The organism is Kineococcus deserti (genome assembly GCF_050871945.1).
GTDB lineage: Bacteria > Actinomycetota > Actinomycetes > Actinomycetales > Kineococcaceae > Kineococcus.
On record NZ_JBJLSI010000001.1, the window covers coordinates 90021 to 114142 of the forward strand.

At 73.4% G+C, this 24122-nt stretch carries 23 protein-coding genes; 12 read left to right on the forward strand and 11 right to left on the reverse strand.

The window, feature by feature from the left end; genetic code table 11:
- Positions 1-18: 18 nt before the first annotated feature.
- Together ACRYR2_RS00475 and ACRYR2_RS00480 are read right to left on the reverse strand one after the other, a co-directional pair.
- A complete protein-coding gene (locus tag ACRYR2_RS00475) occupies positions 19-582 on the reverse strand; it encodes a TetR/AcrR family transcriptional regulator (RefSeq protein ID WP_432560841.1) in 564 nt (187 codons plus the stop codon).
- 50 nt (positions 583-632) lie between these two features.
- Positions 633-1259: a GNAT family N-acetyltransferase gene (locus ACRYR2_RS00480; RefSeq protein ID WP_432560842.1), complete on the reverse strand. Its 627-nt coding sequence runs from the start codon at positions 1257-1259 to the stop codon at positions 633-635.
- 358 nt (positions 1260-1617) lie between these two features.
- Here ACRYR2_RS00480 and ACRYR2_RS00485 point away from each other — a divergent pair, with 358 nt between their 5' ends.
- Both ACRYR2_RS00485 and ACRYR2_RS00490 read left to right on the forward strand, forming a co-directional pair.
- Positions 1618-2298, forward strand: a complete 681-nt coding sequence (locus tag ACRYR2_RS00485; RefSeq protein ID WP_432560843.1) for an energy-coupling factor ABC transporter ATP-binding protein — start codon at positions 1618-1620, stop codon at positions 2296-2298.
- Positions 2295-2939, forward strand: coding sequence for a CbiQ family ECF transporter T component (locus tag ACRYR2_RS00490; protein WP_432560844.1), 645 nt, complete (start codon positions 2295-2297; stop codon positions 2937-2939). The genes ACRYR2_RS00485 and ACRYR2_RS00490 overlap by 4 nt, the downstream gene beginning before the upstream one ends.
- Positions 2940-3354: 415 nt before the next feature.
- Here the strand turns inward: ACRYR2_RS00490 and ACRYR2_RS00495 are convergent, their stop codons facing one another.
- Positions 3355-4656: an MFS transporter gene (locus ACRYR2_RS00495; RefSeq protein WP_432560845.1), complete on the reverse strand. Its 1302-nt coding sequence runs from the start codon at positions 4654-4656 to the stop codon at positions 3355-3357.
- A 162-nt stretch (positions 4657-4818) separates the two neighbouring features.
- Here ACRYR2_RS00495 and ACRYR2_RS00500 point away from each other — a divergent pair, with 162 nt between their 5' ends.
- From ACRYR2_RS00500 to ACRYR2_RS00515, 4 genes are all read left to right on the forward strand, one after another.
- On the forward strand, positions 4819-5559 hold the full coding sequence (locus ACRYR2_RS00500) for a sugar phosphate isomerase/epimerase family protein (protein ID WP_432560846.1): 741 nt from the start codon (positions 4819-4821) through the stop codon (positions 5557-5559).
- Complete coding sequence (locus tag ACRYR2_RS00505; protein ID WP_432560847.1) at positions 5556-6653, forward strand: Gfo/Idh/MocA family protein; 1098 nt, start codon at positions 5556-5558, stop codon at positions 6651-6653. Before ACRYR2_RS00500 ends, ACRYR2_RS00505 begins: the two co-directional genes overlap by 4 nt.
- 110 nt (positions 6654-6763) lie before the next feature.
- The gene (locus ACRYR2_RS00510) at positions 6764-7987 is read left to right on the forward strand and encodes a Gfo/Idh/MocA family protein (RefSeq protein ID WP_432560848.1); all 1224 of its coding nucleotides are present in this window, start codon (positions 6764-6766) and stop codon (positions 7985-7987) included.
- A complete protein-coding gene (locus ACRYR2_RS00515) occupies positions 7984-8955 on the forward strand; it encodes a LacI family DNA-binding transcriptional regulator (protein WP_432560849.1) in 972 nt (323 codons plus the stop codon). Before ACRYR2_RS00510 ends, ACRYR2_RS00515 begins: the two co-directional genes overlap by 4 nt.
- Before the next feature lie 4 nt (positions 8956-8959).
- Here the strand turns inward: ACRYR2_RS00515 and ACRYR2_RS00520 are convergent, their stop codons facing one another.
- Entirely contained in the window at positions 8960-9553 is a 594-nt protein-coding gene (locus ACRYR2_RS00520) for a TetR/AcrR family transcriptional regulator (protein WP_432560850.1), read from the reverse strand.
- A gap of 53 nt (positions 9554-9606) precedes the next feature.
- Here ACRYR2_RS00520 and ACRYR2_RS00525 point away from each other — a divergent pair, with 53 nt between their 5' ends.
- A complete protein-coding gene (locus ACRYR2_RS00525) occupies positions 9607-10398 on the forward strand; it encodes an NAD-dependent epimerase/dehydratase family protein (protein WP_432560851.1) in 792 nt (263 codons plus the stop codon).
- Here the strand turns inward: ACRYR2_RS00525 and ACRYR2_RS00530 are convergent.
- The 3 genes from ACRYR2_RS00530 to ACRYR2_RS00540 are packed head-to-tail and all read right to left on the reverse strand — an operon-like array spanning position 10395 to position 13073.
- Positions 10395-11441, reverse strand: coding sequence for a Gfo/Idh/MocA family protein (locus tag ACRYR2_RS00530; RefSeq protein WP_432560852.1), 1047 nt, complete (start codon positions 11439-11441; stop codon positions 10395-10397). The genes ACRYR2_RS00525 and ACRYR2_RS00530 overlap by 4 nt on opposite strands.
- A gap of 31 nt (positions 11442-11472) precedes the next feature.
- Positions 11473-12096 (reverse strand): LysE family translocator, encoded by a 624-nt coding sequence (locus ACRYR2_RS00535; protein ID WP_432560853.1) that lies wholly within the window; start codon positions 12094-12096, stop codon positions 11473-11475.
- A 47-nt stretch (positions 12097-12143) separates the two neighbouring features.
- Positions 12144-13073, reverse strand: a complete 930-nt coding sequence (locus ACRYR2_RS00540) for a GmrSD restriction endonuclease domain-containing protein (RefSeq protein ID WP_432560854.1) — start codon at positions 13071-13073, stop codon at positions 12144-12146.
- A 220-nt stretch (positions 13074-13293) separates the two neighbouring features.
- On the opposite strand from ACRYR2_RS00540, the gene ACRYR2_RS00545 reads away from it, so the two are divergent.
- Entirely contained in the window at positions 13294-15900 is a 2607-nt protein-coding gene (locus ACRYR2_RS00545; RefSeq protein WP_432560855.1) for a SpoIIE family protein phosphatase, read from the forward strand.
- Between the two features lie 24 nt (positions 15901-15924).
- Here ACRYR2_RS00545 and ACRYR2_RS00550 read toward each other — a convergent pair whose 3' ends face one another.
- Together ACRYR2_RS00550 and ACRYR2_RS00555 are read right to left on the reverse strand one after the other, a co-directional pair.
- Positions 15925-16557, reverse strand: coding sequence for a TetR/AcrR family transcriptional regulator (locus ACRYR2_RS00550; RefSeq protein ID WP_432560856.1), 633 nt, complete (start codon positions 16555-16557; stop codon positions 15925-15927).
- The gene (locus ACRYR2_RS00555) at positions 16557-17621 is read right to left on the reverse strand and encodes an agmatine deiminase family protein (protein WP_432560857.1); all 1065 of its coding nucleotides are present in this window, start codon (positions 17619-17621) and stop codon (positions 16557-16559) included. The genes ACRYR2_RS00550 and ACRYR2_RS00555 overlap by 1 nt, the downstream gene beginning before the upstream one ends.
- Between ACRYR2_RS00555 and ureA the strand changes: the two genes are divergently transcribed.
- Both ureA and ACRYR2_RS00565 read left to right on the forward strand, forming a co-directional pair.
- Positions 17620-18315 carry an urease subunit gamma gene (gene ureA / locus ACRYR2_RS00560; RefSeq protein ID WP_432560858.1) on the forward strand — a complete coding sequence of 232 codons (696 nt, stop codon included), beginning with the start codon at positions 17620-17622 and terminating at the stop codon, positions 18313-18315. The two genes, ACRYR2_RS00555 and ureA, sit on opposite strands and share 2 nt — an antisense overlap.
- Before the next feature lie 2 nt (positions 18316-18317).
- Positions 18318-19988: an urease subunit alpha gene (locus ACRYR2_RS00565; protein ID WP_432561134.1), complete on the forward strand. Its 1671-nt coding sequence runs from the start codon at positions 18318-18320 to the stop codon at positions 19986-19988.
- A gap of 112 nt (positions 19989-20100) precedes the next feature.
- Here the strand turns inward: ACRYR2_RS00565 and ACRYR2_RS00570 are convergent, their stop codons facing one another.
- A complete protein-coding gene (locus tag ACRYR2_RS00570; protein WP_432560859.1) occupies positions 20101-21261 on the reverse strand; it encodes an alpha/beta hydrolase family protein in 1161 nt (386 codons plus the stop codon).
- Positions 21258-21389, reverse strand: a complete 132-nt coding sequence (locus ACRYR2_RS00575; protein ID WP_432560860.1) for a hypothetical protein — start codon at positions 21387-21389, stop codon at positions 21258-21260. Before ACRYR2_RS00575 ends, ACRYR2_RS00570 begins: the two co-directional genes overlap by 4 nt.
- A 50-nt stretch (positions 21390-21439) precedes the next feature.
- On the opposite strand from ACRYR2_RS00575, the gene ACRYR2_RS00580 reads away from it, so the two are divergent.
- Both ACRYR2_RS00580 and ACRYR2_RS00585 read left to right on the forward strand, forming a co-directional pair.
- Positions 21440-21769, forward strand: a complete 330-nt coding sequence (locus ACRYR2_RS00580) for a putative quinol monooxygenase (protein WP_432560861.1) — start codon at positions 21440-21442, stop codon at positions 21767-21769.
- Between the two features lie 20 nt (positions 21770-21789).
- Positions 21790-24120 carry a glycosyl hydrolase family 2 protein gene (locus ACRYR2_RS00585; RefSeq protein ID WP_432560862.1) on the forward strand — a complete coding sequence of 777 codons (2331 nt, stop codon included), beginning with the start codon at positions 21790-21792 and terminating at the stop codon, positions 24118-24120.
- Positions 24121-24122 lie beyond the last annotated feature (2 nt).

The window sequence follows — 24122 nt, forward strand, 5'->3', positions numbered from 1 at the left end:
GGAACGGAACCCGCACGTTCAGGCGAGGGGACCCTCGGCCGCGCTGAGGGTGAGCAGCGTCCGCCGCAGCGTCTCGAGGTCCTCGGGTTCGTGACGACCCTCGTACAGCCCCGCCACCGTGGCGCCGTCGGCGGCACGGACGATGAGCAGGGCTCGTTCGGGGTGCAGACCGTCGTCGGCGAACTCCGCGTCCCACCTCGCGTTGTCGCGTTCCATGAGTTCCGCGACGCCCGGGACCGCGGCCAGGGACGCCATGAGGCGGAAGTACCTGGCCGTGGAGTCCTCGAGCAGGTCGTCGACGGTGGCGTTGACGTACGCGCGGATCAGTCGGCCCCGCCCGTGGTCGGCGGGGTCGAGGGCCCTCTCGACCGCGGCGCGGAACTGGGCGACGAGGTCCTCGGCCAAGGCCAGGAGCAGCTTCTCCCGGGAGGAGAAGTGGTGCAGCAGACCGCTCTTGGAGACACCGGCCGAGCGGGCGATGCGGTCCAGGCTGACGCCTGCGCCGTTCTCGGTGACCGCTGCGGCGGCGGCGTCCAGCACCAGGCGGCGGGTTCTGACGGCGTCGCGTTCCTTGCCGGGCACCGGTCGGCTCCTCCCGTCCACCCGCGCACGTCACCGCGAGAACTCCCGCATCATGCCACGGAGGACTCCGGCTCCGACGGCAGGAGCGCCGGGGCGTTCCGGGGTCGGCGGACCATGGAGGTGCACGAACCGTACGACGTGGCCACCGCCTCGAAGCCGTTCCGCTCGTACAGCCGCCGGCTGCCGGCCGTGGTCGCCTCGAGGTAGGCGTCGTGCCCGTCCCGGTCGAAACCTGGCAGACGGTGCTGCAGCAACCTCGACCCCACTCCGGTGCCGCGCGCCGAGGAGGCCACGGCGAGGTCGGCCAGGTACCAGTGCGGGGTGCGCGGGCGGTGTTCCTCGAGCTTGCTCATGACCTTGCACGACCGGTGGTAGCGGACCACACCGCCGGCGGCGCGGACCATGCGGGGCAGCGGCCGGAACCGGTCGCGGAGGTTCCAGGAGGCGTGCGGCGGTTCCCACAGCGCGACGCCGACCGCGGTCCCGTCCTCGTCGCGGGCGACGTCGACGGCGGCGGCGGTGTCGACCTGGGCGAGGTACCACAGGTGCAGGCTGTCCCGGGTCCGGTTCTCCGGCGGCAGGATGCGCGCGATGACGGGGTCGGTGGCGAAGGAGGCGGCGAGGAGTTCGGCGAGGGCCGGGTTCTCGTCGTGCCGGGGTGCGGTCACGTGGACCATGGCGGATCAGCTTCCGGTCGGGCGGTCGCGGCGGCGACCGTGTGGGGTCGGGCGGGAGGTGACGTCGTCGACGGGAGCCGACGGGAGCCGACCGGAGACGTGCTCGACGGTCGGTCGTGCGTGCGGAGGCGTGGGGTGCGGGCGGTGCTCAGCGGGCCGCGGTGCGGACGGGAGGGGTCCCGGAGTGGAAGGACGTCGATGCTCCTGCGACGAGGTGTCGCATGTCGGGATCCCCCTGCTGGACCGGTCGTGGCTGCCGTCTGCACGTCGACTATACCGACCAGACGGTCTGTTGCCTAGTGCGGCAGGTCGTCGGTTACATTCCCGGCGTGACGTTCCGCGACCGGCCAGTGCACCGGTGATCCGGTTCGAAGGGGTCGGTGTCGACGCCGAGGACCGTGTCGTCCTGCACCCGCTGGACCTGGAGGTCGCCGAACCCTTCACGGTGCTCGTGGGCCCGAACGGGTCGGGCAAGTCGACGCTGCTGCGGCTGCTCGACGGTCTCGTCCTGCCCTCGGTGGGGCGGGTGCTCGTCGACGGCCTCGACCCCGAGGAACGGCTCAAGGACCTGCGCCGCCACGTGGGGTTCGTGTTCACCGACCCCGACGCCCAGCTGGTCATGCCGACGGCCGTGGAGGACGTGGCGCTGTCGCTGCGGCGCAGTCCGCTCCCCGCCCGCCGGCGCGAACCGCGGGCTCGGGAACTGCTGGCCGCGGCGGGGCTGGCCGACCTCGCCGACCGCTCCGTGCGCGACATCTCCTCCGGGCAGCGGCAACTGCTCGCGCTGACCTCGGTGCTGGCCACCGGACCGCGCGTCCTGCTGGCCGACGAACCCACGACCCTGCTGGACCTGCGCACCGCCCGCCGCGTCGGCGACGTCCTGCGTCACCCGCCCGCCCACGTCGGCCAGGTCGTCGTGGCCACCCACGACCTGGACCTGGCGCTGCGGGCGGACCGGGCGCTGTGGATCGAGGGCGGCCGGGTGCGCGCCGACGGTGGGGCCTGCGAGGTCGTCAACGCCTACCGGGAGGCCGCGTGAGGCGCGGACTGAGTACGAGGCCCCCGCTGCTCGGCATCGCCGAACCGGGGACCTCGTGGCTGCACCGCGCCCGCCCCGGCGCCAAGCTGCTCGGTCTCGCCCTGACCGGCGCCGGCGTCGGGACGCTGCGGCTGCTGGCTCCGGGACCCGTGGCCGCCACCGTCTTCGGGGTGTCGCTGCTGCTGCTGGCCTGGACGGCCCGCCACGCCCGGCTGCGGCGCGGGCTGCTGCGCGCCCAGGTGCGACGGACCTGGTGGATCCTGCTGGCCCTCACCGTCGTGCAGTGGTGGACCAACGGGCCGGCGGTGGCCGCGGCCGTCGTCGCCGGGCTGCTGACGGCGTTGTGGGCGGCGACCCTCGTCACCGCCACCACACCGGTGCCCGCCCTGCTGGAGACCCTCGTGCGCCTGGCCGGGCCGCTGCGCCGGTTCGGCGCCGACCCGCAGCGGCTGGCGCTCGCCTTCACGCTGACCCTCACGAGCATCCCCGTCGTGGGCCGGCTGCTGGCCGAGTCCCGCGAGGCCGCCGCCGCCCGGGGCCTGGGCGGCGACCCCCGCGCACTGCTGGTGCCCACGGTCGTGCGGACCGTCGCCCACGCCGAGCAGCTCGGCGAGGCCCTCGCCGCCCGCGGCCTCGACTGAACCACCCCACCCGCCCACCCCCCGGCGATCAAGGACTCAACCGCTCACCACACGCGTCGGCCGTTCCACGGCAGGGCGAGCAGTCCGGCACGAGCCTGCCCGAAGTGCTGAGCGTGCCGAGGACCTCCCCGCCTCGTCCCGGAGGTGGGCGCGGCGGGTTTCGTCGTGCGCCCGCGCGGCGGCACCGTCGTGGACTTCGACACCGTCGTACTCGACCGCCTCGCGCCGCCCCGGCCAGGCAGTGTCGAGCCGGTAGGACTGCGCCCGCCCGGTCGGGGAACTCGCGCCCGCGTCCCGGGGCGGGGAAATCGCCGTCCCCGGTGCGCACGCCGAGGAGGATCACCGACGACGCGTCGCTCGATCGAATCCTCGATCGCGGAGGTCGAGTCCTTGATCGTGGTGGGGGAGTGGTGGGTCAGCGCACCTTCTTGATCGGGATGACCACGAGGGCCCCGATCGCGGCGACGATGCCGGCGCCCCAGCAGAGCAGTTCGTAGTTCTGGTTCGCCGCGCTGCCGATGCCCAGCAGGGCGACGCCGATCGCGGGGGCCAGCGACTGCGGCAGGGCGTTGGCCATGTTGAAGACGCCGAGGTCCTTGCCGGGGTTCGACGGGTCGGGCAGGACGTCGACGACCAGGGCCGTGTCGATGGCGGAGTACACGCCGTAGGCCAGGCCCATGACGACCTCGGCGAGGTAGAAGTGGCTCACGTCGTCGGCGCGCGCCAGGACGACCAGGCCGACACCGAACAGCAGCGTCGAACCGCCGACGAAGATCTTCCTGCGCTGCAAGCGGTCGGAGAGCCAGCCGGACAGGGCGGCCGCGGCCATCAGGGCGATCGTGTAGAGCAGGACGCCGAACGCGACGGCTGCCGTGGCGTCGGCGGTGTTCATCCCGAGGTGGTCCTGCATGTACAGCAGGCGGTAGGTCGTGAACATGAACGTCGCGAGGATCATGAGGAACCGCGACCACCACGCCAGGCCGAAGTCCCGGTGCTGGAGGGGGTTGGTCCAGAACGTGCGCACGAAGTCGATGAACTGCAGCCGCGGCAGCGTTTCGGAGGGAACCTCGTCCCGGGCGGTGGCGCAGTAGACGCCGATGAGGACGACGGCGAGGATCCCGGGGAGGATGAACAGCACCGGCAGGTTCGCGACCAGGTAGACCGAGAGGTACGTCCCGGCGAGGACGGCGACGTTCTGCGCGAGCGCGATGGTGCTCGAGGCCCGGCCGCGCTGCAGTTCGGGCACGTTGTCGGCGAAACTCGCCGTCAGGGTCGCCAGGGTGGCGTTGGCGGCGATCTGCGCCAGCAGCCAGCCGAGCGTCATGTGCAGCTGGTCGGGGGCGAACCCGATCCAGGCCAGGGCGACGAGGAACAGCAGGACACCGCCGACCATCCACGGTCGCCGCCGGCCCCAGCGGCTGCGGGTGCGGTCCGACAGCGCGCCCGCGATGGGGTTGGCCACCAGCGCGCCCAGCGCGCCCACCGGCATGACGGCGCCGATGACGCCGGCCGCGTCGGAGCTGATCTCCTGCGCCTTGAGCTGCATGCTCACGTACACAGGCGACATCAGGGCCGTGTACAGGCCGAACTGACCCAGGGCCAGGCCCCACAGGTACTTCTTGCCCACCGGCCCCGGGGCGGTGGGCGCCCGTCCAGCCGTCATCGGCTGGACGGTTCCGCCCGGCCCGCTCGGTGCGTCCGTCAGGTCCGCGCGCATGACGCCTCCTCGAGTCACGATCTCCGCAGCGGCATCCCAGGTGTGGGAATACTTTCCACTGGAAGATTCTCGTGTAGGATCATAGGCGGCACGGTCGCCGCCGCAAGCAGGTCGGGGCTGTGAGTTGTCCAACACTTCGACCACGGAACGAAGGAGTCCCAGGTGACCCGGCAACCCTCCGTCCAGCTGTACTCGGTGCGTGACACCGTGCAGTCGGACCTGCCCGGCGCGATCGCGCGGCTGGCCGAGATCGGCTTCACCCAGGTGGAGCCCTACGCCTTCCACACCCGCACCGCCGAGTTCAAGGACGCGTTCGCCGCGGCCGGCGTCACCGCGCCGTCCGGTCACGCGGCCGTCATCGACGCCGAGGACCCGCGCGGGATCTTCGAGGCGGCCAACACCCTGGGCATCACCACGGTCATCGACCCGTTCGTGCCCTCCGAGCGCTGGCAGACCGCCGACGACGTCGCCCGGTTGGCGCAGCGGGTCAACGAGCTGAGCGAACTGGCGCACGAGTACGTGGTGACCTTCGGGTACCACAACCACGCGTGGGAACTGGAGAACACCGTCGGGGGCCGTCCGGTGCTGGAGCTGTTCGCCGACCAGCTCGCCCCCGAGGTCGTCCTGGAGATCGACACGTTCTGGGCCACCGTCGGTGGTGCAGACACCCCGGCGCTGCTGGAGGCGCTGGGCGAGCGGGTGCAGTTCATCCACGTCAAGGACGGGGCCAAGAGCACCGACACCTCCACGCAGCAGCCGGCGGGCCAGGGCGAGATCGACGTCCCGGCCATCCTGGCCGCCGCCCCGCAGGCCCTGCGCGTGGTGGAGTTCGACGCCTACGCCGGTGACGTGTTCGAGGGCATCGCCGCCTCCCTGGCGTGGCTGAAGGAGAACGACCAGTGAGCCGTGTCGGGGTAGGGATCATCGGGGCCGGGAACATCTCGACCCAGTACCTGGAGAACCTCACGAAGTTCGCCGACGTCGAGGTCCGCTTCGTCGCCGACATCGCCCTGGACCGCGCTGCGGCGCAGGCGCAGGCGTTCGGCGTCGCGGCCTCGGGCAGCGTCGAGGAACTGCTGGGCCGCGACGACGTCGAGATCGTCGTCAACCTCACGATCCCGGCCGCGCACGCCGAGGTCGGCCGGCAGGTCCTGGCCGCCGGCAAGCACGTCTGGAGCGAGAAGCCGCTGGCGCTGGACGCCGAGTCCGGGCTGGCGCTGCTGGCCGACGCCGAGAGGGCCGGTCTGCGGGTCGCCTGCGCGCCGGACACCGTGCTGGGCGCGGGCATCCAGACGGCGTTGCGCGCCATCGCGCGCGGTGACATCGGCGAACCGCTGAGCGCCACGACGATGTTCCACGTCCCGGGCCCGGAGTCCTGGCACCCGAACCCGGACTTCCTGTTCGCCCACGGCGCCGGTCCGCTGTTCGACATGGGCCCGTACTACGTGACCACGCTGGTGCACGCGTTCGGCTCGGCCAGCCGGGTGCAGGCGGTGTCCTCCACGTCCGCGGAGATCCGCACCATCGGCTCGGGTCCGCGGGCGGGGGAGACCTTCCCGGTCCAGGTCCCGACCCACCACGCCGCGCTCATCGAGTTCGACGGCGGCCAGTCGGCGCAGTCGACGTTCTCCTTCCAGCACGCGCTGCCGCGCATGGGCTTCGTGGAGATCAACGGGACCGAGGGCACCATCTCGCTGCCGGACCCGAACACGTTCGACGGTGACTCGACGCTGTGGCGCTACGGCCAGGAGGAGCCCGAGACGATCACGGCCGTCGGCTCCACCTTCGGCCGTGGATCGGGCGTGCTCGACCTGGCCCGCGCCATCCGCACCGGCGGCACCGAGCGTGCCTCCGGGGCGGTGGCCGCGCACGTCCTGGACGTGCTGCTGGCCATCCGGGACGCGGCCGCCGAACGCCGCGCGGTGGACGTGACCTCCAAGGTCGCGCCGGTCACCCCGCTGCCGGAGGACTGGGACCCCTCGGCCGCCACCCTCTGACGATCTACACGAGATGACCCCCTCGCTGCCTGGGAGACGGCGAGGGGGTTGTCACGTGTAGATGGCCGTGTCAGGATCCCTCTCGTCCCCAGAGGTACAGAGAGGTCCCCATGGTCAGCATCGGCATGGTCGGCGCCGGGCAGTTCGCCGGGCAGTTCGCCAAGCTCTTCAACGTCCACCCCGACGTCGAGCAGGTCTTCGCCACCGACGTCCTGCCCGAGCGCGCCCGTGAGCTCGTCGAGCGCGAGCACCTCGCCGGCACCTTCGACAGCTTCGAGGCGATGATCGCCTCGCCCGACGTCGACGCCGTCGCGATCTTCACCCAGCGCTGGACGCACGGTCCCCTGGTCGTCCAGGCCCTGCGGGCCGGCAAGCACACCTACTCCGCGGTCCCGATGGCGATCTCCGAGGAGGAGATCGCGGCGATCGTCGAGGCCGTCCGCGAGACCGGTCTGACCTACATGATGGGTGAGACCAGCTACTACAACCCCGCGACGGTGTTCGCCCGCCAGCAGGTGGCCGACGGCGCGTTCGGCCGGGTGTTCTACGCCGAGGGCGACTACGTCCACGACATGGACCTGGGTTTCTACGCGGCCTACCAGTACTCCGGCGGCGAGAACTGGAAGCAGACCGCCAGCTACCCGCCCATGCTGTACCCGACGCACTCGGTCGGCGGCGTCCTGGGCGCCATCCCCGGCCACGCGGTGAGCGTCAGCTGCATCGGCGTCAAGGACGACCGCGGCGACGGCGTCTTCGACAAGGACGTCAGCCAGTTCGACAACGACTTCTCCAACGCCAGCGCGCTGTTCGAGCTGGACCACGGCGGGGTCATGCGCATCAACGAGATGCGTCGCGTGGGCTACCCCTCGCACATCCGCGAGTCCCGGTTCCGCTACTTCGGGACCGAGGGCAGCTTCGAGCAGCTGGCGACGATCAGCGTGTGGCAGGACAAGCACGGCGTCACGGACATCAGCAACCGCATCAACACCCGGCCCAGCCTGAAGCACGACGACCCCTCGCTGGCCCACGTCGCACCGGAACTGCGCGACGCGTTCGTCTCCGGGTACTCCGAGGTCCACGACGTCTCGCGGCTGCCGAAGGAGTTCGCGGGAGTTCCCACGGGCCACGAGGGCAGCCACCACTTCCTCGTCGACGACTTCGTCCGCTCGGTGGTGGACCGGACGCTGCCCCCCGTCAACGCCTGGGTCGCCGCGCGGTACACGCTGCCGGGCATCGTCGCCCACCGGTCGGCGCTGCAGGGTGGCGTCCGCCTGGAGATCCCCGACCACGGCGACGCCCCGGCCGACCTCGGGGTGTCCACGCTCACGGCATGAGTCGAGTCACCCGGGCCGACGTCGCGCGGTACGCGGGAGTGAGTTCCGCGGTCGTCAGCTACGTCGTCAACGACGGTCCGCGCCCGGTCGCCGAGGCGACCGCGGCGCGGGTCCGCGAGGCCATCCGCGTCCTGGGGTACCGGCCCAACGTCAGCGCACAGGCGTTGCGCCGCGGCTCCTCCCGCCTGCTCGGCCACGTCGTGCCCGACCTCGGCAACCCGTTGTGGGCGGAGTTCTCCCTGGCCGTCGACGACGTCGCCTCCCGGCGGGGGTACGGCGTGCTGCTGGCCAGCAGCGAAGGCGGGGCCGGTGACGAGCACCGCCGGATCGAGACCCTCACCGCGCGAGGGGTGGACGCCATCATCGTCACCAGCGTGATGGCGCGCCCCGACCTGGTGGCCAGGGCCGAGCTGCCCGTGCCGGTCGTGCTGCTCAACACGTTCTTCGAGGTGCCCGAGTTCCCCAGCCTCGGCGTCGACGCGTTCGGCGGCGCCCACGCGGGCACGACGCACCTGCTGGGCCACGGCCACGGCCCGGTGGGGCTGGTCATCGGCGGCGAGTCGGGAGAACTGCGCGAGCAGGGCTGGCGCCGCGCCGCCCACGACGCGGGGGTGGCCGAGGGTCCCATCGCCCGTGGGGAGTTCTCCCGCCGCGGCGGGTACGCGGCGGGGCTGCAGCTGCTCGGCGGTCCGGCACGGCCGCGGTCGGTGTTCGTCGCCTCGGACCTGCAGGCCGTCGGGGTGCTGCGGGCGGTGTTCGAACTCGGACTGCGCGTGCCGCACGACGTCGCGGTCGTCAGCTTCGACGGGACGGTCGAGACCGAGTTCACCAACCCGCAGCTGACGACGGTGCGCCAGCCCGTGGCGGCGATGGCCGAGGCCGCGGTCGCCCGCGCGCTGGACGGTGGATCGGCAGCCCGGCAGGTGCTGCCCGCCGAACTCGTCGTCCGCGCCTCCTGCGGCTGCTAGACGACTACGAACCGCTCGGGAGCAGCCGCTCGAGCAGTTCCAGCGACCGGCGCACGTCCACGGTCCCGGGGTCCAGCAGCCACTGCACCTGCAACCCGTCGGAGGCGGCGATGACCAGCGAGGCGGCGTCGGAGGCGTCGACGGAGGCGTCGATGCGTCCCTCCCGCTGGCCCTCGGCGATCTTGGCCGCCAGGTCGGCGCGGACCCGGGCGAACCGCTGGCGGACGAACTCGCGCGTCTGCGCGTGCTGCTCCTGCAGGGCGTCGGCCGTCAGCGTCGAGTACAACTGCACGAGCCCGGGAACCTCCCGGTTGCGGTCGGCCGACCGGGCGATCTCCTCCACCGCGCCCTCCGCCGGCGGGGCGTCGACCTGCACACGGTCCTCGTGCTCGCGGTAGACCTCGACCAGCAGCTCGTCGCGGGAGCTGAAGTAGTGCCGCAGGGCCGCGTGCGAAACCCCGATGCTCTCGCCGACCGACCGCAACGAGGCCCCGTCGACCCCGCGTTCGGCGAAGAGGCAGATGGCGCTGTCGAGTATCTGCTGCCGGCGCTCGATCCCCTTGCGGTAGGAGCGGCGCTGCTCGGTTCCCTCAGGCACCCGACCATGCTATGACCTGTCCTGTACAGCGTCGTCGATCCCGAGGAACCACGGTGAACAACCCGCCCCACCTGCTCGTCACCGGATCCGCCGGCGCCCTGGGGCGGGAACTCGTCCCGCGCCTGCGCGAGGCCGGGTACCGCGTCAGGTCGCTGGACCTGGCCCATCCGCAGGACGCCACCGGAGACCTGCTGACCGGGTCCGTCACCGACGTCGGGCTCGTCGCCTCGGCCCTCGACGGCGTCGACGCCGTCGTCCACCTGGCCGGCCAGAGCCGGGAGGCGCCGTGGGAGGACGTCCTGCAGGCCAACGTGCAGGGGACGTGGACGCTGCTGGACGGGTGCGTCCGGGCCGGCGTGCGCAAGGTCGTCTTCGCCTCGAGCAACCACGCGGTCGGGATGGTGCGCCGCCGGGAGGAGGAGCTGCCCGCGGACGAGCAGTTCCGTCCGGACAGCTACTACGGCTGGAGCAAGAGCGCCGGGGAGTCCCTCGCCCGGTTGTTCGTCGACCGCGCCGGGCTGGACGTCGTCTCGGTCCGCATCGGCTCCTGCCTGGCCGAGCCCGGCAACGTGCGCGCGCTGGCCACCTGGATGTCGCTGGACGACTTCCGGCGCCTGGTCGTGGCCGCAGTGGACCCGGAGGTGACCGGCTGGCACAGCGTGTGGGGCATCTCGCGCAACACCCGGCGCTGGTGGTCGCTGGAGGCCGGCGAGGCGATCGGGTACCACCCGCAGGACGACTCCGAGCAGTTCGCCGAGCACGTCCTCGCCGCCGCGGACCCCGACGAGGTCGTCGACCTCGTCGGCGGTCCCTTCACGGCGACGCCGCTGGGCGAGCCGAACTAACGGACCGAGGCCTTCGCCCCGGAGTAGTCGACCCCCACCTGCCGGGTGATCTCGTCGAGCGCGGCGAGGTTGGTCAGCACGGCCTCGGTGGGGTGCAGCGGCGTCTGCAGCTCGCCGGCGCCCAGGCGCGCGGCGAGTTCGACGGCCGTGTGGTGCAGCGCTCCGTGGCCGATGGGCTGCGGGTCGGTCCACGTGACCGTCCGCGATCCGTCGGCCGAGGTCAGGTGCACGTCGCCGGGCATCATCCACGGCCCGGGCAGGAACAGCGTCGCCTCGGTGCCGCCGATCGTCGCGGTCGTCGGTGTGCGGGCCTCCAACGTCGTGTGCAGGGAACTGCGCGCACCGCGGGCGTGGGTGAGCACGGCCGCGGTCTGGGCGTTGACGCCCGTGCCGTTCATCTCACCGCTGGCGAACACCGAGGTCGCCGGGCCCAGGACCCACGTCGCCAACGTCGTGCAGTAGGTGCCCAGGTCCAGCAGCGACCCCCCGGCCAGGGCGGGATCGAGGATCCGGTGCGGCGGGTCGAAGTGCTCGCCGTGGTCGGCGAGAACGGTGCGCACGTCGCCGAGCCAGCCGTTCTCCAGCACCTGCCGCACGACGTCGGTGCGCGGCAGGAACGCCGTCCAGTACGCCTCGACGCAGGCCACCCCCGCGGCCTGCGCAGCGGCGAACACCTCGCGCGCCTGCCCGGCGTCCAGCGCCAGCGGTTTCTCCACGAGCACGTGCTTGCCGGCCGCGATCGCGTGCAGCGCAGCCCGGTGGTGCAGGTGGTGCGGGAGGGCGACGTACACGACGTCGACGTCGGGGGAGGCCACGAGCGCCTCGTGGGAACCGTGCGCGGAGGCGATGCCCGCGGCCGACGCGAACCGCTGGGCCGACTCCGGGGTGCGGGAACCGACGGCCACGACCTGCTGGTGGGTGTTCTCCTGCAGGGCCGCCACGAAGCGCTCGGCGATCCAGCCGGTGCCGAGCACGCCCCAGCGCAGGACGGGGACCGACCGCGGATCGGGACGGCGGGAGTCGGGCAGGGAGTCGGGAACCACGGTTTCCTCCGGTGGGATCGGTGTCCAGGGGTCAGCGGGCGCCGGCGATCGTGCCGAGACCGAACGCGGTGAGCACCGCGGCGCTGACCCGGTCCAGGGTCCGGGTCACCCGCGGCCGGCGGATCCAGGTCACGAAGCGCGCCGCCACGTGGGCGAGCACCGTCAGGTAGGTCAGCGCCACGGCGGCCTCGAAGGCGCCCAGGAGCAGGGTCGCGCCGACGGTGGCCCCGGCGGGCACGAACTGCGGGACGACGGCCAGGAAGAACAGCCCGACCTTGGGGTTCAGGACGCAGGAGACCAGCCCCGCCCGGAAGGCACCCGGCAGGCTCGTCGCCCGCTCCCGCACCGGCGCCGCGTCCGGCGACGACGTGCGACGGTGCGCCAGGAACGTCCGAACCCCCAGGTGCACGAGGTAGAGACCGCCGGCGATCTTGAGCACCTGGTAGGCCTGCGCGGAACGTTCGAGCAGCGCGGCCAGGCCGACGGCGACGGCCAGCGCCCAGACCATCGCACCGAGCGCGGACCCCAGGGCGGTGACCACGCCGGTGCGCGCGCCGTGCAGGCTGTGCCGCAGCACCAGGAAGGTGTTCGGGCCCGGCGTGAGCTCCAGCAGCAGGCACAGCGCGCAGAAGGCCAGCAGCGATTCGGCGGTCACCGCCCAGACCGTAGCCGAACGCCCGGTGCGCCGGCGGCTGAGGCGCCTCACTCGCAGACGGTGCCGTCCCCGTCGGTGTCGCGGTACCAGTCGTACTCGGCGTCGGAGCCCTCGACGTAGGGACCGAAACCCGCAGCCCCGGCCGCCGTGCACGATCCGAACCGCGGGTCGGTGCCGGCTTCCGCCGGGGTGGGGGCGGGTTCGGAGGTCGCGGCGGGTTCTCGCGGGCACGAGGCCAGGACCCCCGCGATCGCATCGCGCTCGGCCGGTGTGACCCACAACCCGTAGGTCGCCTTCACCGCGACCTGTCGCGCGACGTAGGTGCAGCGGTAGGAGACGTTCGGCGGGAGCCAGGTGGCGGCATCGCCGTCACCCTTCTGGGAGTTCAGCGGCCCGTCGACCGCCAGGAGTTCGAGGGGGTCGTTGGCGAACGCGGTGCGCTTGGCCGTGTCCCACTGCTGGGCCCCGGTCTGCCACGCGTTCGACAGGGCCACGACGTGGTCGATCTGCACGTCGTCGCTGGTTCCCTCACCACGGGTGAACGCGATCGTCCGCCCGCTGTAGGGGTCGGTGAGCGACCCGGTCAGGACGACGCAGTCGCGGGTTCCGGGCCGGAACGTCACGTCGGCGAGGTCGCGGGCCAGGACGTCGTTGCGGCTGTCGCAGCCGTTGCGGTCGGTGTCGACCCAGCCGTCGCCGAACTGCTCACGGCTGTACCCCGTCCTGGGGGCCCGGCCCTTCACCGGCAGGGTGCCCAGCTGTTCCAGCGCCGTCCCCACCGTCGCCGGCGCCGGGGCGCCGGCCGGCGGGGTGCCCGGGAAGGAGCTGGACGCCGTGCTGGGCACCGGCGCGGGCGCGGCGTCGTCGACCTGCCCCACGGTGCACCCGCCCAGCAGGACGGCACCCGCCAGGGCGGCCACCGGCCCCCACGCCCGCCGGCGCGTCCTGTTCAGCTCCACGTCCACCTCGATCGGCACGTCCCCGGGCCGGGTGCAGCGCCCGGGAGCACCATCCTGCCCCGTCGGTCCCGGCCGGAGTCGCGGCGGGGCGGTCGGGGGAGCAGGCCGGGAGTCTCGTCCTGGTGCGCGGACGGTGTGCGGACCGTGACACACTCGCTGGGCCGATGCAGTCCGGCGTCGTCGCACCGATCCGACCCAGCTCGTCCGGCCCCGCGGCTGGTCGCCGAGGAGCCGCCCCATGGATCGCCCACCGGTTCCGGCGGCTGTGGCCGGCGGCGTCGGCGACGGGGCCGCCGCCCTGGCCGCCGACCCCGCCCGCGTCCGGTCCGTCCGGCGACTGGTGACCGGCAGGCCCAACCCCGCGCTGGACCGCCTGGCCGACCTCGCCGCCCGGTTGCTCGGCGCCCCCTGCGCCCAGGTGTCCCTGCTGTCGGACGTGCGGACCGTCGCCGCCGCCAGCGGGCAGGGCCCGTCGGTGGCGGACGCCGGCACCCCGCTCGTGGACTCGCTGTGCACCGTGACCGCCGCCTCCGGTGCCCCCGTGGTCGTCACCGACGCATCCGGCGACGCCCGCGTCAGCCAGCTGCCGTCCGTGACCTCCGGCGCGGTGCGCTCCTACCTGGGCGTTCCGATGCGTGGTCAGGACGGGCGCGTCCTCGGCGCCCTGTGCGTCTTCGGCCCCGAGCCCCGCGAGTGGAAGGACGCCGACGTCTCACTGCTCGACGACCTCGCCTCGGCCACGGTCACCGAGCTGGAGCTGTCGGCGCTCGCCGTCGACTTCGAGGCCACCCACGTCCGCTGGCAGCTCGCGGTGAGTGCCGGAGGGGTCGGGACGTTCGACTGGGACCTGCGGACCGGGACCCTGCTGTGGGACGAGAACCTGCTCGAGATGTTCGGGTACGCCGCCGTCGAGTTCGACCGCTCCATCGAGGCCTTCAACGACCGGCTCCACCCCGACGACCTGCCCCGGGTGAGCGACGCGCTGCAGCGTTCCATCGACACGCTCGGGTTGTTCCAGGCCGAGTACCGGGTCGTCCGTCCCGACGGCACGACCCGCTGGGTGCGGGCGCGGGGTCAGGTGCTGGCCGACGAGGCCGGCCGGCCGGTCAGGGTCCTCGGCGCGGCGTTCGACACGACGGCCACGCGGGACGAGGACGCGCGGATCGGCCGGATCCTGGAGTCGATGGCGTCGGCCTTCTTCTCCCTGGACCGCGAGTGGCGGTTCAGCTACGTGAACTCCGAGGCCGAGCGGGTCCTGCAGCGACCGCGCGACGAACTGCTCGGCGGGGACCTGTGGGAGTTGTTCCCCGACGCGGTCGGCTCGGACTTCGAGAAGAACTACCGCAGCGTCATGGACACCGGTCACCCCGCGACGTTCGAGGCGTACTACCCCGCGCCGCTGGACGCGTGGTACGAGGTGCGTGCGTGGCCGGACCCGGACGGGGTCTCGGTGTACTTCCTCGACATCACCGAACGCCGCCGTGCGCAGCGGTCCCTGGAGGCCGCGCACACCGCGACGGCGGCCGCGGCCGAACGCCTGCGGTTGATCGTGCGGGTCAGCGAGGACCTGTCCTCGACCCTCGACGTCGAGGAGGCGTACGCCCGGCTGGCCCAGCACCTCGTGCCGGCGCTGGGGGACTGGTGCCTGGTGACCCTCGTCGACGACGAGGGAGTTCTGCGCGACCTGGGGTGTTCCCACTCCGACCCGGAACTGCGCGGGCTGGTGCAGGCCTACCGCCAGGCCCGGCTCACGGCGTTGTCCCCGACCTCCTACCTGCACCGGGTCTGGCGCACGGGCCGGCCCACCGGGGTGGAGTCGGGTGCGACGGAGACCATCTGCGCGCAGCTGACCGAGGGCAGCGCGGCGCAGGACCTGATCCGGCAGCTGGCGCCGGAGGCGTTCGAGTGCCTGCCGGTGCGCGCCCGCGGCCGGACCGTCGGGCTCATCACCCTGTTCCACCGCTCCGCCGCGGACCGGTTGTCGTCCGAGGACCTGCTGCTGGCCACCGAGGTGGGCGACCGGGCCGGGCTCGCGCTGGACAACGCCGGCCTGTACTCGGCCCAGCACCGGGTCGCGGAAGGGCTGCAGCGCAGCCTGTTGACGGCACCTGTCCAACCCGACCACGTGCAGGTGGTCGTCCGCTACCGCCCCGCAGCCCGGGCCGCGCGGGTCGGTGGTGACTGGTACGACGCGTTCCTGACCCCCGACGGGGCCACGGTGTTCGTCATCGGTGACGTCATGGGCCACGACATCGACGCGGCGGCCGCGATGAGCCAGGTCCGGTCGTTGCTGCGGGGCATCGCGTACAGCACCGGGGGGTCCCCGGCGCGCGTGCTGTCCGGGCTGGACGCGGCGATGCAGGGGCTGGACGTCGGGACCACCGCGACGGCCGTCGTGGCGCGGCTGGAGCAGTCCGGCGACCGCACGAGTCTGCGGTGGGCCAACGCCGGCCACCTGGACCCCGTCCTGGTGCGGCCGGACGGTTCGGTCACCCGGCTGGGCCGGGAGTCGGCCGAACTCCTGCTCGGCATCGACCCGTCCTGCCCGCGCACCGACGGGTTGGTGGAACTCGAACGCGGATCGACCGTGGTCGCCTACACCGACGGGCTGATCGAACGCCGCGACCGTCCCCTGGAGGAGGGCCTGCGCGAACTGCACGAGGCGGTGGCCGAGTTCGCCGGGGCGGGGCTGGACGACCTGGTCGACGGTGTGCTGCGGCGGCTGGTTCCCGGCGGTCACGAGGACGACGTGGCGCTGCTGGCCTTCCGGCTGCACCCGGCGGAGGGGGAGCGCCCGGCCGAGGCCGGCCCCGAACGGGTTCCCGAGGCCCTCCCGCCGGTCTGACCGTACCCGGCCCCCCGCCGGGTCCTACTCCTCGGCCACGGCGGGATCCCGGAGGCGTTCCAGGCCGGCGAGCAGGCTCTCCAGGCCCAGGTGGAACGCGCGCTCGGACCGGTCGCCGGGTTGCGCGTTCGTCGCCCGGATCGCCCGGGACAACCGGGAACCCTCGGTCCCCGCATCGGCCCACACCTGCACCGGTGCGCCGGCGTCGAGCGCCGAGCCCAGGACGAAGCAGTCCAGCACGGTGACGGCGTGCAGCAGTTCCTCGTCGCCGAAACCCGCCTCGTGCAGCACGTCGGCCAGGACCTCGTACGACGCCAGCGTCGCGGGGTGGGTGACCGTCTGGGCCGTCAGCAGCGGGACGACGGCGGGGTGCGCGGCGTACGCGGCGCGGTACCCGCCGGCCCAGCGGCGGGTGAAGGCCCGCCAGTCCTCGCCCGGCAGGCGCTCCCGGGTCATGCCTTCGACCGACAGCAGGCCGCGGATCCCCTCGACGACCTCTTCCCGGCCGCCCTTGACGTGGTGGTACAGCGAGGAGGTGCTGACGCCGAGTTCGCGCGCCAGCCCGGGCAGCCCCAGGCTCCCGGTGCGGTCGACCTGTGCGAGGCCGGCGCGCAGGATCTGCTCGCGGGACAGCAGCGGCGTGGTCGGGCGGGCCATCAGGCGGGTTGCTGCTGGGTGATGCAGTGGATGCCACCGCCGAAGGCGAACACGTCCCGGGCGTCGACGGTGACGACGGCGCGCCCGGGGTAGGCGGCCTCGAGCACGGCTCGCGCGGGGGCGTCGCCCGGGTCGTCGAAGGCGCACGCCACGACGACCGAGTTCGCGACGTAGTGGTTGACGTAGGAGAAGTCGACGAGTTCCCCGTCCACCTCGCTCGTCCGGGGGGCGAGCAGTTCGACGACCTCCAGGCGGTTCCCGCGGGCGTCGGTCGCCGACCGCAGCAGGTCGAGGACCTCGACGCTGACGGCGTGGTCGGGGTGGCCCGGGTCGGGCTGGGTGTGCACGACGACGTGGCCCGGGCTCGTGAACGCCGCGACGATGTCGACGTGCCCCCGCGTGCCGAACTCGCCGTAGTCGGCGGTCAGCCCGCGCGGCAACCAGAGCGCCGTCGTGGTGCCCAGCTGGGCGTGCACCTCGGCCTCGACGCGCTCCCTCGTCCACCCGGGGTTGCGGCCGGGATCGAGCTGCACCGTCTCGGTGAGCAGCACGGTGCCGGCTCCGTCGACGTGGAACGCGCCGCCCTCCTGGGTGAGCTGCGACCCGCTGACCGGCGTCCGGGTGAGTCCGGCGACGGCGCGGGCGGCCAGCGCGTCGTGGTCCCAGCGCGCCCAGGACTGCGCGCCCCACCCGTTGAACCGCCAGTCCACGGCGACCGGACCGTCGGGGGAGCGCACGAACGTCGGGCCCGAGTCCCGCAACCAGGCGTCGTCGAGCGCCACGTCGGCGACCTCCACCGCGGGGTCGAGCAGTTCCCGGGCCGCGGTGTGGTCGCCGGGGTTCACCAGCACCGTGACGGGTTCGTGCCGGGCGATCGTGTTCGCGACGGTGCTCCACGCGCGGCGGGCCCGGGCGAGGTCGGGACCGCCGTCCTCGCCGAACGTCGGGTTGGGTGTGGGGAACGCCATCCAGGTGCGCTGGTGGGGTTCCCACTCGGCAGGCATCTGCTGTCCGGTCACGAGGCCTACCGTAACCGAAAGGGTGTCGGTTACGGTAGGCCGCATGCGGTTGACCCCTGCCGAACGCGACCGGCTGCTGATCTTCACGGTCGCCGAGCTCGCCCGCACCCGACGCGCCCGAGGGTTGCGGCTCAACGTCCCGGAGGCGACCGCGCTGATCGCCGACACCGTGTGCGAGGCCGCGCGCGACGGCGCCCGGCTGGCCGCGGCGGTGCAGGCCGGACGGGCCGTCCTCGGGACCGACGACGTGCTGCCGGGAGTTCCCGACGTCGTCCAGCAGGTGGAGGTCGAGGCGGTGTTCGACGACGGCACCCGGCTCGTCGTCGTCCCCGACCCGTTCGGCGGGGGGTCGCTCGGGGACGACGCACCCGGCACGGTCCTGCCCGGACCGCACGAACCGCTGGCGTTCGCCGACGTCGTGACCCTCCCGGTGACGAACACCGCCGGCGTGCCGGTCAGCGTCACGTCGCACTTCCACTTCTTCGAGGTCAACCCCCGGCTGCGCTTCGACCGGGCCGCCGCCTACGGTCGGCGCGCCGCGATCGACGCCGGCGCCACCGTGCGCTTCGATCCCGGCCAGACCCGCGACGTCGACCTCACCCCGATCGGCGGGGCCCGCATCGCGATCGGTTTCGCCGGGCTCGTCGACGGCCCGCTCGACGCCCCGGGAGCCCGGGAGCAGGCGCTGGAACGGGCCCGGGCCTGCGGGTACCTGGACAGCGAGGGAGAACTGCCGTGAGCCTGACGGGCAAGGACTACGCCGCCACCTACGGTCCGCGCGCCGGAGACCGGATCCGGCTGGGGGACACCGGGCTCCTCGTGCAGGTCGAGAGCGATGCGCAGGCACCGGGGGAGGAGTTCCTCGCCGGTTTCGCCAAGACCGCCCGCGACGGGCTGCACCTGAAGGCCGCGCCGGTGCGCGAGACCTGCGACGTCGTCATCTCCAACGTCGTGGTGATCGACGCCGTGCAGGGGATCAGGAAACTGTCCATCGGCATCCGTCAGGGGCGGATCTCCGGGATCGGCCGGGCCGGGAACCCCGACACCCTCGACGGCGTGGACGTCGTCGTGGGCACCGGGACGACAATCGTGTCCGGTGAAGGACTGATCGCCACGGCCGGCGCGATCGACACCCACGTGCACCTGCTGTCCCCTCGGGTCATGGAGGCCTCGCTGGCCTCGGGCGTCACGACGGTCATCGGCCAGGAGTTCGGACCCGTCTGGGGAGTCGGCGTGAACTCACCGTGGGCGTTGCGGCACGCGTTCAACGCCTTCGACGCCTGGCCGGTGAACATCGGTTTCCTCGGCCGGGGTTCGGCCTCGGACCCGGGGTCGTCGGTGGAGGCGCTCGTCGAGGGCGGGGCCTGCGGTTTCAAGGTGCACGAGGACATGGGTGCGCACGGCCGTGCCCTGGACACCGCGCTGACGGTGGCCGAGGAGCACGACGTGCAGGTCGCGCTGCACACCGACGGCATCAACGAGGCGTTGTCCGTCGAGGACACCCTGTCGGTGCTGCAGGGCCGGACGATCCACGCCTTCCACATCGAGGGCTGCGGCGGCGGGCACGTCCCGAACGTCCTGCGGATGGCCGGCGAGCCGAACGTCATCGGTTCCTCGACGAACCCGACGCTGCCGTTCGGTCGCGACGCCGTGGCCGAGCACTACCACATGATCATGGCCGTGCACGGGCTGAAGGAGGACCTGCCGGGGGACGCGGCGCTGGCCCGGGACCGGATCCGCGCCGGGACGATGGGCGCCGAGGACGTGCTGCACGACCTCGGGATCATCCCCATCACCTCCTCCGACGCGCAGGGGATGGGGCGGGCGGGGGAGACCGTGCGCCGCACCTTCGCGATGGCCGGGAAGGTGAAGCGCGAACTCGGCGCGGAGGATCCCCGCCACGACAACGCCCGCGCCCTGCGCTACGTCGCGAAGCTGACGGTGAACCCGGCCATCGCGCACGGCCTGTCCCACGAGGTGGGAACCCTGGAGGTCGGCAAGCTCGCCGACGTCGTCCTGTGGCGCCCGGAGTACTTCGGCGCGAAACCCGAACTCGTCCTCAAGGCGGGTTTCCCCGCCTACGGGGTCACCGGCGATCCCAACGCCGCGATCGACCGGGCCCAGCCGCTCGTCCTGGGGCCGCAGTTCGGCGCCCACGGGGCGACGGCCGCGGACCTGTCGGTGGCGTTCACCTCGCAGGCCGCGGCAGCCGAGGGCAACGACACGATGACGACCCGGCGCCGGCGGGTCGGGGTGCGCGGAACGCGTGGGATCGGGCTGGCGCAGATGGTCCGGAACTCGCGGCAGGCCCAGGTGCGGGTCGCCCCCACCGGGCTGGTGACCGTCGACGGGGAACCGGTGACATCGGCGCCCGCGGACTCGGTGAGCCTGAACCGGCTGTACCACCTGTGAGGTGCGCGTGAAGGGCGGCGACCGCTCCCTCGCGCGGGAGTGCGCGACCACGCACAGCCGCGCGAGCCGCCCGTGCCGTCCGCGACGCCCATGACGCCCACGACGCCGCCGGTCAGCGCACGGAGTCCAGCCAGGCGAAGGCCTCCTGCTGCACCGCGGTCCCGCACGAGTGCGGGGCGTCGTGGAAGGCACCGTGGTACGCCTCGGGCGCACCCGCTGCGGCGTAGCGCTTCCGCAGCTCCTCGTGGGCCCGGCGCATGCCCTCGGGCGGGAACAGCGCGTCACGCTCGCCGAACTGCACGAGCAGCGGGCGGGGGGCTGCCGCCGCGACGACGTCCGGCCAGTCGCCGACCCGTCCCAGGCCCGGGGTCATGAGGGCCCACGTGTGCGAGTGCAGGTGGGCGGGCAGCACCTCGGCCAGCGTGGTGACCATGCACGTCACCACGGCCGAGCGGACGTCCGGGCTCAGGGCCGAGGTGATGGCCGCGCGGGCACCGCCACCGGAGAACCCGATCAGTTCCACGCCCCCGGGGGCGATCCCCGGCAGCGAGCCGAGCACCTCGACGGCGAGCAGGTCCTCGCGCGCCACCATCCCCGTCCACGAGGTCCCGAGAACTCCCAGCGCCTTGGCCGTGGCGTCCTCGGCCGGGCCGGCGTGCACGTCGTACAGCGCCTCCTCGTCGAGCTCGGCCCCGGCGCCGTCGAGCGCGGCGAGTTCGAGCGCGGCCACCGCCTCGGTGCGCGCCGGGAACGCCTCGAGGGGAACCCGCCGGCTGCCCCAGCCGAACGCGTCGTGCACGAGGACCGCCCGGCCGGTGCGGGCCAGTTCCTCGGCGGGGGCGCGTCCGCCGTACAACTCCTCGCGGATCCGCGCGATCCGCGGGTGGGCCGGCCGGCCGGCGGCGCCGTCGGCGAGCTTGTCGAGCCCGAACCGCTTGACCCCGCCGTGGCAGTGGAACCAGATCGCGCCGGGCAGCGGGTCGTCGCCGGCGGGACGGACCAGGCGCCCGTGGACGCGCGGTCCGAAACCCGCCTCCCAGCTCAGCTCCCGGCCGTGCAGGCCGTCCCGGACCCACTCGCCCTCGACGCGGACGGCCGGGTCGGCCGGGCCGGGGGCGATCCCGACCGCCGCCCGCAACCGGCGGGAGACCTCCTGCCCCGCCGCCGGCCCGGTCAGGGCCTCGTCGTCCTGCCCGAACAGCGGCCACGCGCGGCGCAGGAGTGCGGTCAGGTCCGGGTGCACACCTGCACGCCAGTGGTCGCCGTCGCTCACGCGGGGGAGTGTTCCACAACGGGGAGTCCGGCGAGGAACCCCGTCAGCAGCGCGGCGAACCCGGCCGGCTGCCCCAGCACGACGACGTGACCGGCGCCGGGCACCCGGAGGCCGTGGTGGACGTCCACCGGACTCGGCGTGGACTGGCGGTGGGGGACCCCGTCACTACCCTGTGGACATGATCCTCATCGTGGTGAAGTGGCCCGTGAAGCCGGAACTCGCCGACTCCTGGCCCGAGAAGGTCCGGGAGTTCACCGACGCCGTCCGCGCCGAACCCGGGAACCTGTTCTTCGAGTGGTCGCGCGGCGTCGACGACCCCGACGAGTGGACGCTCGTCGAGGGGTTCCGCGACGACGAGGCCGGCAAGGTCCACGTGGCCTCCGACCACTTCCGGAAGGCCATCGCCGAGATGCCCGACTACGTGTCGGACACCCCGAAGATCATCTACGTCGAGGCCCCGGACGTGTCCGGGTTCGGCCCCATGGCCGAGGTCCAGCCGCGCGGCTGAGCGGACGAGGCGGCGCTTCGATGGCCGGTCCCTACGCGTTCGTCTTCTGGAACGACGACCTCGACGAGCGGATCGTCTCCCGGCAGCTGCGGGACCTCGCGGCCGCCGGCTTCCGCGGGGTGACGCTCTGCGCCCGCATCGGCCTCAGCCGGGAGGTGGGCTACCTCACCGGGGAGTTCCTGCGGCTGGTGCGCCACGCCGTCGAGGAGTGCGCACGGCTCGGTCTGCGCGTGGTGCTGTACGACGAGGCGTCCTACCCCTCGGGGTCGGCCAACGGCGCGGTCGTCGCGCGCGACCCCCGGTTCGCGGCGCGCTGCCTGGCCCCGACCGGACGCGAGGTCCAGGGGCCGTCCTCGCAGTACTGGCGGCCGAGCCTGAGCCGGTCCCTGGACGACCGGCTGGTCGCCGTCGTGCTCTGCCCGGAGGACGACGACGGGATCGCCGCCGACCGGGGGCGGCTGCTCCCGGTCGAGGACGGCGGCCTGGTCCGGATCGACGTCCCCGCCGGACGGTGGCGCGCGGTCGCCGTCCTGGACACCCTCAGCGGCGGGACGATCCGCGGTGCGCACGAGGACCAGGACGACGGGTCGGCCACGGCGCCGGCGGCCGCGGACCTGCTGAACCCGGACGCGGTGCAGGCCTTCGTCGAGACGACCCACGAGAAGTACGCGGCCGTGCTCGGCGACCACCTGGGTGCCACGGTCGAGGCGGTGTTCACCGACGAGCCGATGCTCACGGGCCGCAACCCCCGCCCCGGGTCGGTGCCCTGGACGCCGGGTTTCTCGCACGAACTGGCCGGCGTCCTGGGGACGGCGGAGGAGGAGGTCCTGCGCCTGCTGCCCACGCTGTGGCACGGCGGCGGGGAGTTCCCCGAGCAGTACGCCCGCGCCCTGCGCTCCCGGGTCCGCCGGGTCTACTACGGAACCCTGGCGCGCTGGTGCGCCGACCACGGCCTCGCCCTGACCGGTCACCCGGCCGAGCCCGACGACCTCGGCACGACGCGGACGTTCCAGTGGCCCGGGCAGGACACCGTCTGGCGCTGGGTGCTGCCCGGGGACGGCACCGCCCTGACCGGTCCGGAGAGCACCGCCCCCAAGGTGGCCGCCAGCGCGGCCCACGTGCAGGGGCACGACCGCAGCCTGGCCGAGGTCCTCGGCGCCTACGGCTGGGAACTCACGCTCGAGGAGCTCAAGTGGCTGCTGGACTGGTACCTCAGCCGCGGGGTGACCACGCTGCTGCTGCACGCGTTCTTCACCTCGGTGCGCGGCGGCCGCGCGTACGAGAGCGAACCCGACCTCGGGGAGTGGAACTCCTTGCGCACCCACGTGGCCGAACTCGTGCGCTACGTGGCCCGCACCACCGGGTTCTGCGAGGGGGCCAGGAACGTCGCTCCCGTCGCGGTCCTCAGCGACACCGACCGGGTGGGGGACGGGATCGGTGCGCGGTTGCTGCAGCGGCAGGTCGACTTCTTCCACGTCGGCCCGGACGACGTGCGCGCCGCGCAGGCGCGGGACGGGGTCCTGCGCATCGGCGATCAGGCGTTCCGCGCCGTCGTGATCGACGTTCCCGGGTTCGACGCCTCGGGTCTCCTGGCCGGAACCGGCGTGCCCGTCCTCGGCGCGGACGTCGAGGTGGACCACCTCGTCGAGCTGCTCGTCTCGGGCGGGGTGGACCTGGTGCGCGCCGACCCACCCGTTCCCGACCTGCGGATCAGCCGCTGGGAACGTGCGGACGGCTCGGCGGTGCTGTTGTGCTGCAACGAGGGGGAGTCGGACCTGCGCACGCGGCTGGTCGTGGGGGAGGTGTCCACGGTCGCCTGCCACGACCCGCTCACCGGGCGGACGTGGGGAACCGCGGTCGCGGGGGGCCGGCTGCCGCTGGACCTGGAGCGCCGGGGATCGCTGGTCGTCGAGCTCGGCGGGCAGGCCCCGGACCGGCGCGCCCCGCAGGTGGCCCTGGGCGTCCAGCGGAACCTCACGGCCTGGACCGGGGAGTTCACGGACACCCTCGGCGGGGCCGGGGCCGGTGGCGAGGTCCCCCTGGGGAACTGGGCGCTCGACCGGCCCCGGACCTCCGGGACCGTCCGGTACCGGTGCACGGTCGAGTTGCCGGTCGGCGTGGTGGACGCCGTGCTGGACCTCGGCGTGGTGGGGGAGGCGGCCACGGTGTCCTGCAACGGCCGGCGCCTGGGCAGCCGGTTGTGGGCGCCGTTCCGGTTCGAGGTTCCCCGCGAGCTCCTGCGGACGGGCGACAACCTCCTCGAGGTCGTCGTCTCGAACTCCCCGGTCAACCACTACGAGGGGGCGGGCAGGGTTTCCGGGCTCGTCGGCCCGGTCGTCCTGTCCGTGTGAGG